Raw genomic sequence first — 16,425 nt, 5'->3', positions numbered from 1 at the left:
GACCACTTCGCGGCCGCCCGACCGGGCGGCCGTTTCTGTTCAGCCGGTCTCCCGGAGTGCGCGGTCTGCCCGTACCCGATCCGAGGAGATGGACATGACGACCACCCGCCGCCTGACCGGCTTCAAGCCCACCGGGCATCTGCATCTCGGCAATCTGCTCGGCGCTCTGCGTCCGCTGATCGCCGCGCAGGCCGCCACCGAGTCGATCGCTCTGATCGCCGACCTGCACGCGCTGACCCTGGAACACGATCCCGAGCGGGTACGCGCACACACGCTCGAACAGGCGACGGTGATGCTGGCCGCCGGCGTGGACCCGGAACGCACACCGATCGTCGTGCAGTCGCACGTCCCCGAGCACACCGGCCTGCACTATCTGCTGGAGTGCGTGACCGGGTTCGGCGAGGCGGCCCGCATGATCCAGTTCAAGGAGAAGTCGGCCGGCCGCGGTCACGTCCGGTTGAGCCTACTCACCTACCCGGTGCTGATGGCGGCCGACATCCTGCTGTACGACATCCAGCAGGTACCGGTCGGTGAGGACCAGAATCAGCATCTCGAACTCGCCCGTACGATCGCCACCAGGTTCAACGGCCGCTACGGCGAGACGTTCACGGTGCCCGAGGGGGTCCGCCCGGACTCCGCGGCCCGGGTGATGGACCTGGCCGACCCCACCGCCAAGATGGGCAAGAGTCAGGGAACCGGGCAGATCGGGCTGCTCGATCCCCCGCAGACGGTACGCCGCACCATCGCGCGGGCCGTCACCGACGAGCTCGCGGTGGTCCGGCGGGACCGGGAACGGCAGCCCGGCGTCACCAATCTGATCGACATCCTGGCCGAGTGCACCGGGCGGGAGCCGTCCGACCCGTACTCCTACGGAGCGCTGAAACGCGAGGCCGCCGACGCGGTGGAGGCACTGCTGACGCCCATCCGGAAACGGCACGCCGAGTTCGCCGCCGATCCCGCGCACGTCCGGAAGATCCTGGCGGACGGCGCGGCGCGGATCCGCCCGAGAGCACAGGCGACGGTACGCCGTACGCGTGCCGCTCTGGGCCTACTGGACTGAGGCCAGCAGCCGCTTCTCGAAACGCACCAGTCCCGAACCGGCCGGCGTCACCTGCCGGTACCCCGACGACTGGTACAGGGCGATCGCCGCGGGCAAGCGAGCCTCCACCTCCAGCCGGAGCAGGGGCCGGCCCGCGGCGAGCGCCTCCTCCTCGACCGCGACGATCATCTGCCGGGCCAGGCCGCGGCCACGGAAGGCGGGGCGGACGTACATCCGGCTCAGCCCGGCGGTTCCCGGCTCGAGCGCCTGCCACGACCCGCAGGCCACCGCCCGGCCGTGCACGGCACCGACCAGATACTCGGCGGCGTCGTCCGGCTCGGCGGTCCGGCTTCCCGCCCGGACCCCGAACTCGGCCAGTTCCCACTGCTGAGCAGCGAGGAGGGCGGCGAGTTCCGGGTCCAGGGAGTCGCGGGTCTCAATCAGCACGGACGTGACCCTAGGTGACGTCCCTTTCCGGCGGGTTGCGTGGATCTGGCCGGTGGCCTATTCCTCGATGTCGTCGTCCTCGTCGTCGCTGACCAGCACCGGCCGGCTCGAGTTCGAGATCGTGCTGACCGTGCCGTCGGCTGCCATGTGCATCAACTCGTCCTCGTTGCGGACCCGGCGGGCCTTGCGGGCCGCGAGCCGCTGCGCCGCGGACGGACGGGTGTCGAGCTCCTCGAGCCGGGAGTCGGTGCCGCGCGGGCCGGAGACGTACTCCCCGGAGTTCGGGTGCCAGTCGAACTCCCGCGTGCCGATCCGGACCGGGTCGCCTGCCTGCGCGCCCTTCTTGGCGAGTTCCGCCTCGACCCCGAGACGTTCCAGCCGGTCACCGAGGTAACCGATGGCCTCGTCGTTGTCGAAGTTCGTCTGCTTGATCCAGCGTTCCACCTGGGTGCCGCGGATCACGAAGACGCCGTCCTCGTCCTGCTCGATGGTGAAGCCGGTGTCGTCGACCGCCCGCGGGCGGATCACGACCCGGGTCGCCTCCTCGACCGGCTTGGCAGCGCGGTGCTCGGCGACCAGCTTGGCCAGGGCGAAGCCGAACTCGCGCAGGCCCTCCCGGGTCATCGCGCTGACCTCGAACACCTGGTAACCGCGGGCCTCCAGGTCCGGCCGGACCATCTCGGCGAGGTCACGCCCGTCCGGGATGTCGATCTTGTTGAGCACCACGATCCGCGGCCGGTTCTCCAGCCCGCCGTAGGCCGCGAGCTCGGCCTCGATCGCCTCGAGGTCGGCCAGCGGGTCGCGCTCGATCTCCGGGGCGGCCGCGTCCAGCACGTGCACCAGCACCGAGGTCCGCTCGATGTGGCGCAGGAACTGCATGCCCAGGCCCTTGCCGGTGGCCGCGCCGGGGATCAGGCCGGGCACGTCGGCGATGGTGTAGGTCACCTCGCCGGCCTGCACCACGCCCAGGTTCGGCACCAGGGTCGTGAACGGGTAGTCGGCGATCTTCGGCTTGGCCGCGGACATCACCGAGATCAGCGACGACTTGCCGGCGGACGGGAAGCCGACCAGGCCCACGTCGGCGACGCTCTTCAGCTCCAGCACGACGTCCAGCTGGTCGCCGGGCTCACCGAGCTCGGCGAAACCGGGCACCTTGCGCCGGGCGTTGGCGAGCGACGCGTTGCCACGGCCGCCCCGGCCACCCCGGGCCACGGTGAACTCGGTGCCGGCGCCGACCATGTCGGCCAGCACCTCGCCGTCCTCGGTCTGCACGACTGTGCCGTTCGGCACCTTGAGGATCAGGTCCCGGCCGGTCGCGCCGTCCCGGTTCGACCCGGCGCCACCGCCACCGTTGTTGGCCTTGATGTGCGGATGGAAGTGGAAGTCCAGCAGGGTGTGCTGCTGCGGGTCCACCACCAGGGTGATGCTCCCGCCGTGCCCGCCGTTACCGCCGTCGGGCCCACCGAGCGGCTTGAACTTCTCCCGGTGCACGGAGGCACAGCCGTGGCCGCCGTCACCCGCCTGCAGGTGCAGCACTACCCGGTCGACGAACGTGGTCACTTGCGACTCCTACAACTGCTGGCTGGCTCCCACCGCTGTCTCAGCTGCGCTGAGACAGCGGTGACGACCAACCGCCGGGTTCGAGAAAAAACGACAGCGGGCCGCGGACCCGAGGGTCCACGGCCCGCTGTAGAGAAAATCTACTCCGCGACCGGCACGATGCTGACGGTCTTGCGACCGCGCGCGGTGCCGAACTGGACGTTGCCGGCAGCGAGCGCGAACAGCGTGTCGTCGCCGCCACGGCCGACCAGGTCGCCGGGGTGGAACTTCGTGCCCCGCTGGCGGATCAGGATCTCGCCCGCGTTGACGAGCTGGCCACCGAACCGCTTGACGCCCAGCCGCTGTGCGGCGGAGTCACGGCCGTTACGCGAGCTGGATGCACCCTTTTTATGAGCCATGTCCGCGCCTACTTCCCGCTCTTGATGCCGGTGACCTTGACGCGGGTCAGCGGCTGACGGTGCCCCTGGCGCTTGTGGTAACCGGTCTTGTTCTTGAACTTGTGGATCCGGATCTTCGGACCCTTGGTGTGCTCGGCGATCTCGCCGGACACCGTAACGTTGGCAAGCTTGGCCGCTTCGGTCACCAGGTTGTCACCGTCGACGAGGAGGACCGCGGCGAGGGTCAGGGCATCGCCGGGCTGACCCGCGAGCTTCTCGACCTCGATCACGTCGCCCTCGGCAACCTTGTACTGCTTGCCGCCGGTCTTGACGATCGCGTACATCGGACGCGGACTCCCTGAGACTTACGCAGCCGCATGGCTGCTGGCGGATGTTGCTGAGAATCCGGCAGGCGCTCAAGTGATCCACTCAGGTGATCCCGGAAGCGCGCACGGAACTCGCGCCGAAAAGGCGCCGTCGGAAAGACTACTTCATCGCAGGGGCGAGACCCAAACCGGGCCGTCACTCCCGGCCGCAGGCCTTGTCCAGGACGCTGTGCAGCCGGGCGAGCTTCTTGTCGTCGACCTTGGAGATGTCGCCCTTGAGAGCCGTCACCTGCGCTCCCATTGTGCTCAGCGCCTTCTTGACCGCCGGATCGGCGACCAGCTTCGACATGTCCAGCAGGGCGAAGGAGAAGTTCTCCAGATCACGGGTGACCTTCTGCTGGGCCCTGGCCTTCGACTCCTTGCCCTCGGCGGCCGCCTTGATCAGCAGCTGGTAGTCCTCGGCGAAGGTCTTGCCGAATTCGTTGCTGGTCCGGCTCGCCTGGGCACAGATGGCCTCGGTGTCCTCGGAGAGCGCGGTGTCGGTCGGCTTCTCGGCCTGCTGCGACGCGGCAGCGGCCTCGCCCGCCACGGCGGCGGCAGGCCCCGGTGCGGCGGGCGCCGCCGGTTCGTCGCCGCCGGAGCAGCCGGTCAGCAGGACAGCGGAGATCGCCACCGCGGCGAGGGCAGGAATACGCATGGAACTCGGTCTCCTCGGGGGACAGGGATCGATCCGCCGAGGGTAACGGAAAACCCGGCCCGGCAGTTAACTTTCTTTACAAGTAACTGCCGGGCCGGGTTCAGGCTGCTCAGGGCCGGGTACGGCGCCTCGCGCCACTCCGCCTCGACCGTCGCCGGGTGCCCGTGCCGGCACCGACCGCGTCGTCTTCCTCGTCCTCTTCCTCGTCGGCCGCATCCGGGTCGTCCGCCCCGGCCAGTCGCAGCGGCTCGACGTCCGCGCCGTTCTGCTCGTACCGGGACAGGTCGTAACCGCTGATGTCGTACTCGTCGTCGCTGTCCGCGGTGGTCAGCGCGGGCTGGGCCCGCCGGACGATGCCGGAACCCGAGACCGGAGCCGGCGGCACCTCAGCGACCTCAGCGGCCGGACCCACGTCCGCCACGGCCTCGACCGGGGACTCCACCGGCGCTTCGGCCACGGCCTCCACGGCCACCGGCTGCACGGCCACCGGCTGCACGGCCTCGACGGCCACCGGTTCCACCGGCTGCACGGCCTCCACGGCCGCCGGTTCCACCGGTGCACTGTCGGCGCCACCCCGGCGCCGTCGCTGGCGGGCCGGAGGCTGCTGGACCGGCGCCTCGGTACGCGCCGCTGCCGCCACCGTCTTCACCTGCGTACTCGCCGCGCCGCCGTTGCCACCGCCGCTGCCGCCGCCGCTGCCGCCGTTCGACCGCTTCTCCGGCACCGGCTCCGGGTGAACCACCAGGCCCCGGCCCTTGCAGTGGTCACAGGTCTCGCTGAAGGCCTCCAGAAGCCCGGCACCGATCCGCTTGCGGGTCATCTGCACCAGGCCGAGCGAGGTGATCTCGGTGACCTGGTGTTTCGTCCGGTCCCGGCCCAGACACTCGGTGAGCCGCCGCAGCACCAGCTCGCGGTTGCTCTCCAGCACCATGTCGATGAAGTCGATCACCACGATGCCACCGAGGTCACGCAGCCGCAGCTGGCGCACGATCTCCTCGGCCGCCTCCAGGTTGTTGCGGGTGACGGTCTCCTCCAGGTTGCCGCCCGCGCCGGTGTACTTACCGGTGTTGACGTCGACCACCGTCATCGCCTCGGTCCGGTCGATGACCAGGTGACCGCCGGACGGCAGGAAGACCTTCCGGTCCAGACCCTTGAGGATCTGCTCGTCGATCCGGTGCTCGGCGAAGACGTCGTTGACGCCGGTGTGCCGGCGCAGACGCTCGACGAGGTCCGGAGAGACCGAGTCGAGGTAGTTCTCCACCTCGGCGTACGCCTGCTCGCCCTGCACCACGAGCTCACGGAAGTCCTCGTTGAAGAGGTCCCGGACCACGCGGATGACCAGGTCGGGCTCCTCGGACAGCGCACGGGGGGCGTTACCCTCGGCGGCTCGCGCCTGGATGTCCTCCCACTGCGCCTGCAGCCGCTTGACGTCCCGGGCCAGCTCGTCCTCGGTGGCGCCCTCGGCCGCGGTACGGACGATCACGCCGGCACCGTCCGGGACCAGCTTCTTCAGGATGTCGCGCAGCCGCTTGCGCTCGTTGTCCGGCAGCTTGCGGCTGATGCCCGAGGCGTTGCCGTTCGGCACATAGACCAGGTGCCGGCCGGAGAGCGCGATGTGGCTGGTCAGCCGGGCGCCCTTGTGACCGATCGGGTCCTTGGTGACCTGCACCAGCACCGAGTCGCCGGAACGCAGCGCCTGCTCGATGGAGCGGGCGCGGCCCTCCAGGCCGGTGGCGTCCCAGTTCACCTCACCGGCGTAGAGGACGGCGTTGCGGCCGCGGCCCACGTCGACGAAGGCGGCCTCCATGCTCGGCAGCACGTTCTGCACCTTGCCGAGGTACACGTTGCCGACCATGGTTCCGGAGGTGGCCCGGGCCACGTAGTGCTCGACCAGGATCCCGTCCTCCATGACGGCGATCTGGGTCCGGTCCTGCTTCTGCCGGACGACCATGACGCGGTCGACGGCCTCACGGCGGGCCAGGAACTCCGACTCGCTCAGGATCGGCGGACGGGTCCGGCGCTGCTCGCGGCCGTCCCGGCGGCGCTGGCGCTTGGCCTCCAGCCGGGTCGAACCGGAGACACCCTGCACCTCGTCGGTACGGCGCGGCTCGCGGACGCGGACCACGGTGTGCACGCCGTCCTCGATGCCGCCGGTCTCGGTGTCACCGGAACCCTTACGGCGACGGCGACGGCGGCGGCGGGTGACACCGTCGCCCTCGTCCTCCGGCTCCTCGTCCTCGGCCTCGTCGGCGGACGCCTCGGCGCCCTCCTCGGCCTCGTCGGACTCGGCATCGGCCTCGTCGGATTCGTCGGCCTCGTCGGTCGGGCCCTTGCCACGGCCACGGCCGCGACGGCCACGACGCCGCCGGCGGCGGGCACTGGCCTCGTCGTCCTCGTCACCGTCGTCGTCGGCGCCGTCCTCGACGTCGTCGGCGCTCTCATCGGTCTCGTCCGGCACGGGTTCGGTCTCGGTGACCGCGACCTCGGCGGGTTCCTCGGCCACGCCCCGGCGACGGCGGCGGCTGCGGCGGGTGCCCTCGGCGGGCTCCTCCACCACCGGCTCGGCGACCGGCTCGGCGACAGCCTCCACAGGCTCGGCTACCACCGGAACCACGGGCGCCTCGGCGGCCGGGCGACGACGACGGCTCACCGGCGCGGGGGGCTCGGTCGCCTCCGGCGGCATGAACAGGACGGCGGGCGGCAGGGCGGCCTTGCGGGCCCGGGCGCGGCCGACCGGCTGTTCCTCCACGAAGTCGTCGTCGAGCGGGAGGATGCCGACCACCGGGGCGCCGGCGGCGCGGGCCGCGGACGCGGCCTCCACAGCGGCTTCCTCGATGAGGGCGGCCTCGTCCTCCTCGGAGAGCTCGGCGGTGGCCGGCTCCGGCTCGGCCGGTGTGACCACCACGTCCGCCGGGACGTCGGCAGGAGTCGGGTCCTCGAGCAGAGTGGGCTGCTCAGCAGCCGGTTCGACCTTCTTGCGACGGGTCCGGGTGGCCTTCTTCACCGGCGCGGGCGGGACCTCCGCGATCTCCTGGTCAGGAGAGACGGCAGCGGCCGGAACCGCGGTCTCCGCAGCCGGAGCTGTCTCCTCCGCCGGGCTGGTTCCCTCGGCGACGGGCTCCACCTTCTTGCGGCGGGCCCGGGTCGCCTTCTTCACCGGCGCGGGTGCGGCCTCGGCCGCATCGGCTGCTGCCGCGGCCTCGATCCCGGCACCCGGCTCGGACCCGGCACCCGGCTCGGTGGCGGCGTCAGTGACCGGCGTGCCGGACTCCGGCGGAGGCGCTGCCGCCTTCCGTCGCGGGGCCCGCGTCCGGCGTGCCGGGGTCGTGGTTGCGGCGGCGTCACCGGGCGGAGTGGTTGCTCCGTCCCGTTCACCGCCCTGATCTCCCAGGTTGGCTGGGGGCTCGTTATCGAGCATGGGGCGCTCTCCAGTTCTCGGCGACCCCGGGCGCGGGTAAGCGCTGCCACGCAGGATCGCTGCAAAGTTTTTCGGGCCCGGCCTTCACAAGTCGGGCTTGCCGAAGTCTGCCAATGAACGCCGACCGAGTTACCGGTCAGTGCTCTCCGATGCCGACGTCAACGCGGTCCGCGTCCAACGGATCGACGATCTCCCCCTGCGCGGTGAGTGTGCCCTGGGCCAGCCGGGTCACCCGTGGGGGCACCGGCGGCTCCAGGCCGGCCACCACGCGCAGGCCGGAGAGGACGTCATCGGGCCGAACGGCGGGCGTCACCTGCCGTACGACAAGGTCGATTATCGCACACGGTACCGCAACAGCCTCGGAAGGTAGGTCCGGCACATCGGCCACCTCACAACGCGTGACCGCCGCACGCGCGTCGAAACTGCGCCGGCCCTGCTTGGTCATGCGTTCTACCAGGACTTCCGAGGAGTCGAGGAACGCGGCGACGGCCTTCTCCGCCACCGCCGGATCGACCTGAGGAAGCTCGATCCGCCACTGAGAGGCATCGATGCGGTCGGCGAGGCTGCCCGCGCCGGCGATCACCGCCTCCAGCACGTCCAGGCCCGGCGAGAGCGCGGAGTCCAGTGCGACCCGCAACTGCTCCGGGTCGACCGGGGCCTGCAGGCCGATCTCGAGGTACTCGGCCTCGCTACCTACACCGGTCGGCGCGGCGCTGGCGTACGAGATCTTCGGGTGCGGGGTGAAGCCCTGTGAGAAGGCGATCGGTACGGCGGCCCGGCGCAGCGCCCGCTCGAAGGCGCGAGCGAAGTCCCGGTGTGACGTGAAGCGCAGCGGGCCGCGCTTGGCGTACCGGAGTCGGACCCGCTGGACGACGGGGGCCTGGCCGCCGACGGGTTGGTTCTTCGGAGGAATCGGAGTCTCCTAAGCCGGAACCCTTTGCGAAGGGCTTTCATTCGAGTTCGGGGCGGCGGGCTGGGCGGTCGGATGGGTGACGGGAGTCAGAGGGAGCAGCTTCTTACCGGTGGGACCGATCTGGATCTCGGTGTCCATCGCCGGGCAGACGCCGCAGTCGAAGCAGGGGGTCCAGCGGCAGTCGTCCTGCTCGTACTCACTGAGCGAGTCCTGCCAGTCCTGCCAGAGCCAGTCCTTGTCGAGGCCGGAGTCGAGGTGGTCCCAGGGCAGGACCTCCAGCTCCTCGCGCTCGCGGGTGGTGAACCAGTCCAGGTCCACGCCGAACTCCGGCAGCACCTCGTCACTGGCCTCGACCCACCGGGAGTACGAGAAGTGCTCGGACCAGCCGTCGAAGCGGCCGCCCTTCTCCCAGACCCGGCGGATGACCTTGCCGACCCGGCGGTCACCGCGGGACAGCAGGCCTTCGATCAGCGAGGGTTCGCCGTCGTGGTACCGGAAACCGATCGCCCGGCCGAGCGAACGGTCACTGTTGATCTCGTTCTTGAGCATCCGGAGGCGGCCGTCGATGACCTCGGGACGCTCCATCGCGGCCCACTGGAACGGGGTGTGCGGCTTCGGCACGAAACCGCCGATCGACACCGTGCAACGGATGTCCTTGGTGCCGGCGGCCTCCCGACCGGCCCGGATCACCTCGTGCGCCATGTGCGCGATCTCGAGGACGTCCTCGTCGGTCTCGGTGGGCAGGCCGCACATGAAGTACAGCTTGACCTGCCGCCAGCCGTTCGAGTACGCCGTCACGACCGTACGGATCAGATCCTCCTTGGTCACCATCTTGTTGATGACCTTGCGGATCCGCTCCGAGCCGCCCTCGGGCGCGAAGGTGAGGCCGGTCCGCCGCCCGTTGCGGGACAGCTCCTGGGCCAGGTCGATGTTGAACGCGTCGACCCGGGTGGACGGCAGCGACAGCGACACGTTGCTGTCGCTGTACTGCTCGGCCAGGCCGGAGCACATGTCGCCGATCTCGGAGTGGTCGGCGCTGGAGAGCGAGAGCAGACCGACCTCGTTGAAGCCGGAGAACTCCAGGCCCTCCTTGACCATCTGGCCGACCGTGGTGATCGATCGCTCCCGGACCGGGCGGGTGATCATGCCGGCCTGGCAGAAGCGGCAACCCCGCGTGCAGCCGCGGAAGATCTCCACCGCATAGCGCTCGTGGACCGTCTCGGCCAACGGGACCAGGGGCTTCTTCGGGTACGGCCACGCGTCCAGATCCATGGTGGTCCGCTTGGCGACCCGGAACGGCACGTCGGGCCGGTTCGGCACGACGCGCTGGATCCGGCCGTCCGGCAGGTAGTCGACGTCGTAGAACCGGGGCACGTAGATGCTCTCCGTGCGCGCCAGGCGCAGCAGCAGCTCATCGCGTCCGCCGGGCCGGCCCTCGGCCTTCCAGTCCCGGATGATCCCGGTGATCTCGAGGACCGCCTCCTCGCCGTCACCGAGCACGGCGGCGTCGATGAAGTCGGCGATCGGCTCCGGGTTGAAGCTGGCGTGCCCACCGGCCAGGACGATCGGGTGGTTCTCGTCACGGTCGGCGCTGTTCAGCGGGATGCCGGCCAGGTCGAGCGCGCTGAGCATGTTGGTGTACCCGAGCTCGGTGGCGAACGAGATCCCGAACACGTCGAACGCCTTCACCGGCCGGTGCGCGTCGACGGTGAACTGCGGGACGCCGTTCTCCTTCATGAGCGCCTCGAGGTCGGGCCACACCGAGTAGGTGCGCTCGGCGAGCACGTCCTCCTGCTCGTTGAGGACCTCGTAGAGGATCTGCACGCCCTGGTTGGGCAGGCCGACCTCGTACGCGTCCGGGTACATCAGTGCCCACCGGACGACCGTGGCGTCCCAGTCCTTGACGACGGCCCCGAGCTCGCCGCCCACATACTGGATCGGTTTGCTGACCCTGGGCAGCAGCTGCTCGAGCTGCGGGAAGACGGAACTCACGCTCATGGGTGTCCAGGGTACGCGGGTCAACCGCCAAGTTCCGCCGCGGCCCGGTCGAGGTCGGTCGCCAACAGGTCGGCGCGGAAGGCGCAGAGCTGCAGCGTCATCCGGGCGGCCCCCCGTTCCCCGACGACCAGGCGGATCGGTTTCCCCCGGTCGTCGAGGTCACCGACGATGAAGTCGAGCAGCCGCACGCCGGCGCTGTCCAGGAACGAGACCGCCGTCAGGTCGATCAGCACGGCGTCGGCCACGGTGGTCCGTGCCACGATCGCCCGGCCGATGTCGTTGGCGTTCGCCAGGTCGATCTCGCCCTTGAGGTGTACGAGCTCGGCCGTACCCCGCCGGGAGAAGCTGACCCACTGATCCGCCGTCACGGTTCCCCCACCCGGGACTCAGGACCGCGATGCCGCCGCATGACCACTGTCGTGCCCTCCGCGTCCCGGTCGAAGGACACGTCGTCCATCGACTCGTAGATCAGCTGCAGCCCCCGGCCGCGCGCCTCGTCGTCGCCGGTCCCCCGCCAGTGACCCCGGTCGCTGACCCGGATCTCCACGGTGTCCGGGCTGATCGTGGCGGCCACATCGACCACCCCGAACGGATCGTCGGAGTAACCGTGCTCTATCGAGTTGGCCACCGCCTCGGAACAGGCCAGCAGCACCGCGTTCAAGCAGTCGGTGTCCACGCCGTGACCGGCCAGCCAGCCACGCATGTCGGCACGGAGCAGGGCGATCTGCAGCGGGTCGGCGCCGATCGAGCGTTCCAGGCGCTCCTCGGTACCCAGGGTGAGGCAGAGCAGGCACACGTCGTCTCCATGGTCCCGGCCGACCAGGATGTCGGCGAGCCCGGCGGTCAGTCCCTTGAGCGGCGCGTCACGCAGCCGCGCGTACTCGCGGGCCAGGATCTCGAAACCGCGGTCGATGCCGCGGCCACGGCGTTCGATGAGGCCGTCGGTGTAGAGCAGCAGCCGGCTGCCCGCGGCCAGCCGCATCCGGTGCTCGGCCCGGCGCACGTCACCGGCTCGCGAACCGAGCGGCGCGGAACGCGCCCGCAGCAGGTACTGCGGGGAACCGGCCGGCTCGTGCAGCAACGGCGGCAGATGGCCGGCGCAGGCGTACGCCATCTCGCTGCTGAGCAGGTCGATCTCGGCGTAGACGACGGTGGCCATCCGGGCCGAGTCGACCCGGTCACAGAACCGGTCCAGCCCCTCGAGCAGCCGGGCCGGCCCCGCCTCGGCCGACGCCAGCGCCCGGATGGCGCTGCGCAGCTGGCCCATCGTGGTGGCCGCCTCGATACCGCGCCCGACCACGTCCCCGACGACCACGGCCAGCTTGTTCGCGGTGATCAGGAAGGCGTCGTACCAGTCGCCGCCGACTTCCATGTCCAGCGCGGCCGCCTGGTAGTAGGTCTCCACCGCGAACCGCGGATCGGTGCCCGGCACGTCCGCGGCGAGCAGGCTGCGCTGCAGGGTCCGGGCGATGGCCCGTTCCTGCTCGTAGAGGCGGGCGTTCTCCAGCGCCAGCGCGGCACGGTCGGCCAGGTCGGTCAGGAACAGTCGCTCGGCCTCGGCGCCGCGGCGGTCCGGGGCCATCCGCACCGCCAGCGTGCCGAGCACCCGGCCGCGGACCGTGAGCGGCAGGACCGTGCAGCCCAGACCGTCGGCGTCGGCGGCGAAGATCGGTGCCGCGGTCTCGATCACCTCGGCCGTACGGGTCTCGAGCCGGTCCGGGTCCGGCGCCGGGCCGCCGTGGTGCTCGACCAGACCGGCCGGGCCCACCTGCAGGCGGACCAGCGCCCAGTCGGCGATCTCCGGCACCACCCGCTCGACCAGCCGGCGGGCCCGCTGCAGCAGCCGGTGCTCCTCGTCGAGCGCCCGGGTCGTCCGGGCCAGGAACGAGGCCCGCTCCTCCCGGCGCCGGGCGTCGTCGTAGAGCCGGGCCCGGTCCAGCGCCTGCCCGGCCTGCTGTCCCAGCAACCGGATCACCCGCAGCTCACTGTCGGTGAGAACGCGCTCGTCACGGAAGCTGAACGCGAGGACGCCCAGCACCGTCACCCCGCCCTGCTCCTCGGACGGGCCGGTGGTCAGCGGCAGCAGCACCACGCTGCGGCGCTCGGACCGGCGCATCGACTCGGCCAGGTCCGGGAAGTGTCCCTCGGCGTCGGCCACGGTGCGGATCACGTGCAGATCGCCGCGCCGGGCCACCTCCGCGACCGCTCGCGTCGACGAGCGCGGCATGTCGTCCCAGTTGCCGGTGGTCGGATCGGTCGAGGCGACCGCCACCAGCTGGTCCCGTTCGGCGTCGACCAGGTAGATGCTGCTGCTCGCGGCCTGGAAGGCGGGTTCCGGAGCGCGGAGCACCGCCTCCGCGACCTCGGCCTCGGTGGGCGCGGCGGCCAGGTCGGCCACTATCTGCTGAAGCACCTGGACGCGCTGCTCGGACGCCTCCGCGGCCCGGCGGGCAGCAAGCAGCTCACGCTCGTAGCTGCGCCGCTCGGTGGCGTCGAACACCATCGTGCGGATGATCCGGGGCGCTCCGGCCGGTCCTTTCTCCAGCACCGAGTTGACCAGGGTGGGCAGCCGCCGGCCGTCGGCCCGGACCACCTCGAGCGCGATCTCGTGCACCTCGCCCTGCATCGCCAGTAACGGCGCGTAGTGCGTCTCGTGGTAGATCTGGTCACCCGGCGTCAGCAGGTCACGGAACCGCCGGTGGCCGATCAGGTCGGCCCGGGTGTACCCGCTCCACGTCAGGAAGGTCTCGTTGACCCGCACGACGGTGCCGTCCGGGAGCGTCGTCAGGTAACCACACGGCGCATGTTCGTACAGGTCCTCGGGATCGTCGTCCCAGGGCAATCGCAGCTCGCTCGTCACGTCCGGCACGCCAGATTCACTCACGCCAATCCGCCGATCATGCCCGCTGTCTACAACCAGGACTTGATCGCGTCAACCGTCTCCTCCGGCGCGCTCAAGTTCGGGCAGTGGCCGGTAGCGTTCAGGGCGACGAACGTACTGTCCCGGGTGTTCTTGTACACGTACTCACCGACCACCTCCGGGGCGATCACGTCGTCCGAGCACTGCAGGATCAGCGACGGAACCCGGAGGTTCGGCAGGTCGGTCCGGTTGTCGGAGAGGAAGGTGACCCGGGCGAACTTCCTGGCGATCTCCGGATCGGTACGGCAGAAACTGTTCGTGAGCTCCGCGCCCAGTTCCGGTCGTTCCGGATTGCCCATGATCACCGGAGCCATCGCGCTCGACCAGCCCAGATAGTTGCTGTCCAGCGACTCCAGCATCTCCTCGATGTCGGAAGCGCCGAATCCGCCGAAATACCCGTCCGTGTCGTCGTTGAGGTAGCGCGGCGACGGGCCGATCATCACGATCCCGCCGAACCGCTCCGGCTCCCGGATCGCTGCCAGCACACCGATCATCGCGCTCACCGAGTGGCCGACGAAGATCACGTCACGCAGGTCGTGCTCGCGAATGATCTCCAGGACGTCCTCGGCGTACCCGTCGAGCCGTCCGTGCCGGGAGTCCCGGTAGGCCGACAGGTCCGAGCGGCCGCTCCCGACGTGGTCGAACAGGACGATCCGGTGGGTGTCCTGGAACGCCGGGGTGACGAACCGCCACATGTTCTGATCGCAGCCGTACCCATGGGCGAACAGCATCGGCCGGCCGGACTCCGGGCCCGAGATCGTTACCGCGTTTCTCACCGTCGTGCTCATGCGATTGCGGCGCACCACCGGGCCGAGGGCCCCGGGGACGCCCCTCCCTTCCCAGCTGCACGCGAATGACGTTTCGCGCCCAGGTGACCCCGGGCACTGTCCGGCACGAACGGCCGGCCCGATTTGGCGGGTCGGGGTAACCATACGACTCCGGAGCGTTTCGCACATCGCCCTCGTTGTCCGGCATCCATGTCCGGCGTCCCGATCCGGCCCTGGAGTCCCATTGGCACAACATGCCTAACCTGGGTGGGAAAGCTCGCCTCCAGGCGTGCGGGAGGAGATCAAATCCATGGCCGACCAGCAGCCGGGTGACACCGCCCCGGCCGCCGGAATGCCCGACCCCACCCGGTTCGCGGGTTCCGGCGAACCGGCGACCGCCGACCTGCCCGGCCGATGGAGCGGTGCCGCGGCGGTTCCGGAGGCGTCGCCCCGGCGATCGTTGTGGTCGCGCATGGCGGACCGGATCAACGGCACCGCACCCGGACCCGATCCCGAGGACGACCGCACCGCCGTCCCCGCCGTCGATCCGTGGGCCGACCAGGACACCCCGGTCTGGCAGGACGCCTACAGCACCCCGGCCGCGACCACGCCGCTGCCGGAGACCCGCCTCGACATCCCCGGCCCCCCGCCGCCCCGCCTCGACGTCCCCGGCTCGCCGCCGACCCGTCTCGACGTTCCCGGCCAGCCGCTGACTCGCCTCGACACGCCGCCGGCCCGCCTCGACACCCCCGCGGTGCCGGAACCGGCAGCGGCCCAGCGCCCGGCCGGCACTCCGGATCCCATGCGCGGGGCGCCGTCCATTCCGGCGCCCGGGACCTACCCGCCTCCGGCTGCCGGTGCCGGCCTGCCGCCCCTGCTGCCGCCGAAGCTCCGTGCCTGGGGCCGCCGCGCCGCGGCGAGGAGTCAGCAGGCCGCCGCGGACGCGCCGGAGAAGCTGCGTGCCCTCGGCCAGCAGGCGGCGGCCAAGGGGCAGCAGGTCGCCGCCGGCGCTCCTGACAAACTCCGCCAGGTCACGGCCGGCGCCCCGGAGAAGCTCCGCCAGGTCACGGGCAGCGCCCCCGACAAGCTCCGCCAGGTGACGGGCAGCGCCCCGGAGAAGCTCCGCCAGGTGACGGGCAGCGCCCCGGAGAAGCTCCGCCCGGCCGCCGCGGGCACCCCGCGGAAGCCCGGTCTCTTCAGCCGCCGCCCGGCCGCGCAGCCGGCCCCGGTCCAGCGGCGCCCATCCGCGGCACCGCCCTGGGCTCCTCCGAAGCCTCGCCGCAAACGGCGCCTGCGCCGGTTCGCCGCACTCGCCGTCATCGGCCTGGCACTCGCCTACTGGTTCGTTCCGGGCGTCCGGCAGTACCCGGTCACCGCGTCCCTCCCGAGTTCCTTCGCCGACCTGGAACTGCGTGACAACGCCTCCGGCAGACGGGCCGCCCAGCGCCTCGCCGAGCAGTTGCAGGAGACCGGCGCGGACGGTGGCGCCTTCGCCGGCATCTACGCCGACGGCCGCGGCAAACGGGTCACCGTCTTCGGCGTGACCGGTCTGCGGCTGACCCCCGGCGCCGACGTGCGAGCCCAGCTGGACCGCCTGACCGACGCGATCGATCTGAAGAACGTCCAGTCGTTCGACATCGGCGGCTTCGCCGGTCTCGGCGCCCAGCAGGAATGCGGCACCGGCCGCCTGGACGGCACCTCGGTCGTGGCCTGCACCTGGGCCGACCACGGCAGCCTGGCCACGGTCCTGCTCACCCGCCGCTCGGTCACTGACAGCGCCGACCTGGTGGCCCGCCTGAGAACCAAGGTCCTCAACCCCACCTGAAACCCTCATCCGGTACGCCCCGGCCGCCCGGGTCCCGTGGTGACCTACGCCCACCACCGCACCGCACATCACCACGCGGGTTTGGGGGTGACCGTGACCATCGGCTTCAGCCCCGGCGGTCGCGTTGGGGCCGCGGGC

13 protein-coding genes are annotated in these 16,425 nt (G+C 71.1%); 2 read left to right on the top strand and 11 right to left on the bottom strand.

The annotated features are described in order from the left end of the window. Nucleotides 1-94: 94 nt before the first annotated feature. Complete coding sequence (gene trpS / locus AB0G04_RS39665; protein WP_360994353.1) at nt 95-1,060, top strand: tryptophan--tRNA ligase; 966 nt, start codon at nt 95-97, stop codon at nt 1,058-1,060. On the opposite strand, the gene AB0G04_RS39660 is transcribed toward trpS, so the two are convergent. From AB0G04_RS39660 to AB0G04_RS39610, 11 genes are all read right to left on the bottom strand, one after another. Continuing rightward, nucleotides 1,049-1,486 (bottom strand): GNAT family N-acetyltransferase, encoded by a 438-nt coding sequence (locus tag AB0G04_RS39660; RefSeq protein WP_360994350.1) that lies wholly within the window; start codon nt 1,484-1,486, stop codon nt 1,049-1,051. The two genes, trpS and AB0G04_RS39660, sit on opposite strands and share 12 nt — an antisense overlap. Before the next feature lie 57 nt (nt 1,487-1,543). Beyond that, complete coding sequence (gene obgE / locus AB0G04_RS39655) at nt 1,544-3,046, bottom strand: GTPase ObgE (RefSeq protein ID WP_360994347.1); 1,503 nt, start codon at nt 3,044-3,046, stop codon at nt 1,544-1,546. Nucleotides 3,047-3,186: 140 nt separating this feature from the next. Continuing rightward, nucleotides 3,187-3,444, bottom strand: coding sequence for a 50S ribosomal protein L27 (gene rpmA / locus AB0G04_RS39650; RefSeq protein ID WP_360994344.1), 258 nt, complete (start codon nt 3,442-3,444; stop codon nt 3,187-3,189). Nucleotides 3,445-3,452: 8 nt separating this feature from the next. Next, nucleotides 3,453-3,767, bottom strand: coding sequence for a 50S ribosomal protein L21 (rplU, locus tag AB0G04_RS39645; protein WP_106316506.1), 315 nt, complete (start codon nt 3,765-3,767; stop codon nt 3,453-3,455). A gap of 178 nt (nt 3,768-3,945) precedes the next feature. Next, entirely contained in the window at nt 3,946-4,446 is a 501-nt protein-coding gene (locus AB0G04_RS39640; RefSeq protein ID WP_360994341.1) for a hypothetical protein, read from the bottom strand. Nucleotides 4,447-4,555: 109 nt separating this feature from the next. Next, the gene (locus AB0G04_RS39635) at nt 4,556-7,864 is read right to left on the bottom strand and encodes an Rne/Rng family ribonuclease (RefSeq protein WP_360994339.1); all 3,309 of its coding nucleotides are present in this window, start codon (nt 7,862-7,864) and stop codon (nt 4,556-4,558) included. A gap of 136 nt (nt 7,865-8,000) precedes the next feature. After that, the gene (locus tag AB0G04_RS39630) at nt 8,001-8,777 is read right to left on the bottom strand and encodes a TIGR03936 family radical SAM-associated protein (RefSeq protein WP_360994477.1); all 777 of its coding nucleotides are present in this window, start codon (nt 8,775-8,777) and stop codon (nt 8,001-8,003) included. A 9-nt stretch (nt 8,778-8,786) separates the two neighbouring features. Beyond that, nucleotides 8,787-10,775, bottom strand: a complete 1,989-nt coding sequence (locus AB0G04_RS39625; RefSeq protein WP_360994336.1) for a TIGR03960 family B12-binding radical SAM protein — start codon at nt 10,773-10,775, stop codon at nt 8,787-8,789. Between the two features lie 20 nt (nt 10,776-10,795). Continuing rightward, nucleotides 10,796-11,143 (bottom strand): STAS domain-containing protein, encoded by a 348-nt coding sequence (locus tag AB0G04_RS39620; protein ID WP_360994334.1) that lies wholly within the window; start codon nt 11,141-11,143, stop codon nt 10,796-10,798. Beyond that, nucleotides 11,140-13,659: a SpoIIE family protein phosphatase gene (locus tag AB0G04_RS39615; RefSeq protein ID WP_360994331.1), complete on the bottom strand. Its 2,520-nt coding sequence runs from the start codon at nt 13,657-13,659 to the stop codon at nt 11,140-11,142. Before AB0G04_RS39615 ends, AB0G04_RS39620 begins: the two co-directional genes overlap by 4 nt. Before the next feature lie 26 nt (nt 13,660-13,685). Next, nucleotides 13,686-14,471 (bottom strand): alpha/beta hydrolase, encoded by a 786-nt coding sequence (locus AB0G04_RS39610; protein ID WP_360994328.1) that lies wholly within the window; start codon nt 14,469-14,471, stop codon nt 13,686-13,688. Between the two features lie 301 nt (nt 14,472-14,772). Between AB0G04_RS39610 and AB0G04_RS39605 the strand changes: the two genes are divergently transcribed. After that, entirely contained in the window at nt 14,773-16,287 is a 1,515-nt protein-coding gene (locus AB0G04_RS39605; protein WP_360994325.1) for a hypothetical protein, read from the top strand. Nucleotides 16,288-16,425: the final 138 nt, after the last annotated feature.

The sequence above is a fragment of the Actinoplanes sp. NPDC023801 genome (genome assembly GCF_040639655.1).
Taxonomy (GTDB): Bacteria; Actinomycetota; Actinomycetes; order Mycobacteriales; family Micromonosporaceae; genus Actinoplanes.
This window is presented reverse-complemented; position numbering and strand designations above follow the sequence as displayed.

Bases quoted from the DNA above. Each gene is read 5' to 3' on its own strand.
- rpmA (WP_360994344.1), bottom strand. From the start codon at position 3,444: ATGGCTCATAAAAAGGGTGCATCCAGCTCGCGTAACGGCCGTGACTCC.
- AB0G04_RS39625 (WP_360994336.1), bottom strand. From the start codon at position 10,775: ATGAGCGTGAGTTCCGTCTTCCCGCAGCTCGAGCAGCTGCTGCCCAGG.
- AB0G04_RS39640 (WP_360994341.1), bottom strand. From the start codon at position 4,446: ATGCGTATTCCTGCCCTCGCCGCGGTGGCGATCTCCGCTGTCCTGCTG.
- AB0G04_RS39605 (WP_360994325.1), top strand. From the start codon at position 14,773: ATGGCCGACCAGCAGCCGGGTGACACCGCCCCGGCCGCCGGAATGCCC.
- AB0G04_RS39635 (WP_360994339.1), bottom strand. From the start codon at position 7,864: ATGCTCGATAACGAGCCCCCAGCCAACCTGGGAGATCAGGGCGGTGAA.
- rplU (WP_106316506.1), bottom strand. From the start codon at position 3,767: ATGTACGCGATCGTCAAGACCGGCGGCAAGCAGTACAAGGTTGCCGAG.
- trpS (WP_360994353.1), top strand. From the start codon at position 95: ATGACGACCACCCGCCGCCTGACCGGCTTCAAGCCCACCGGGCATCTG.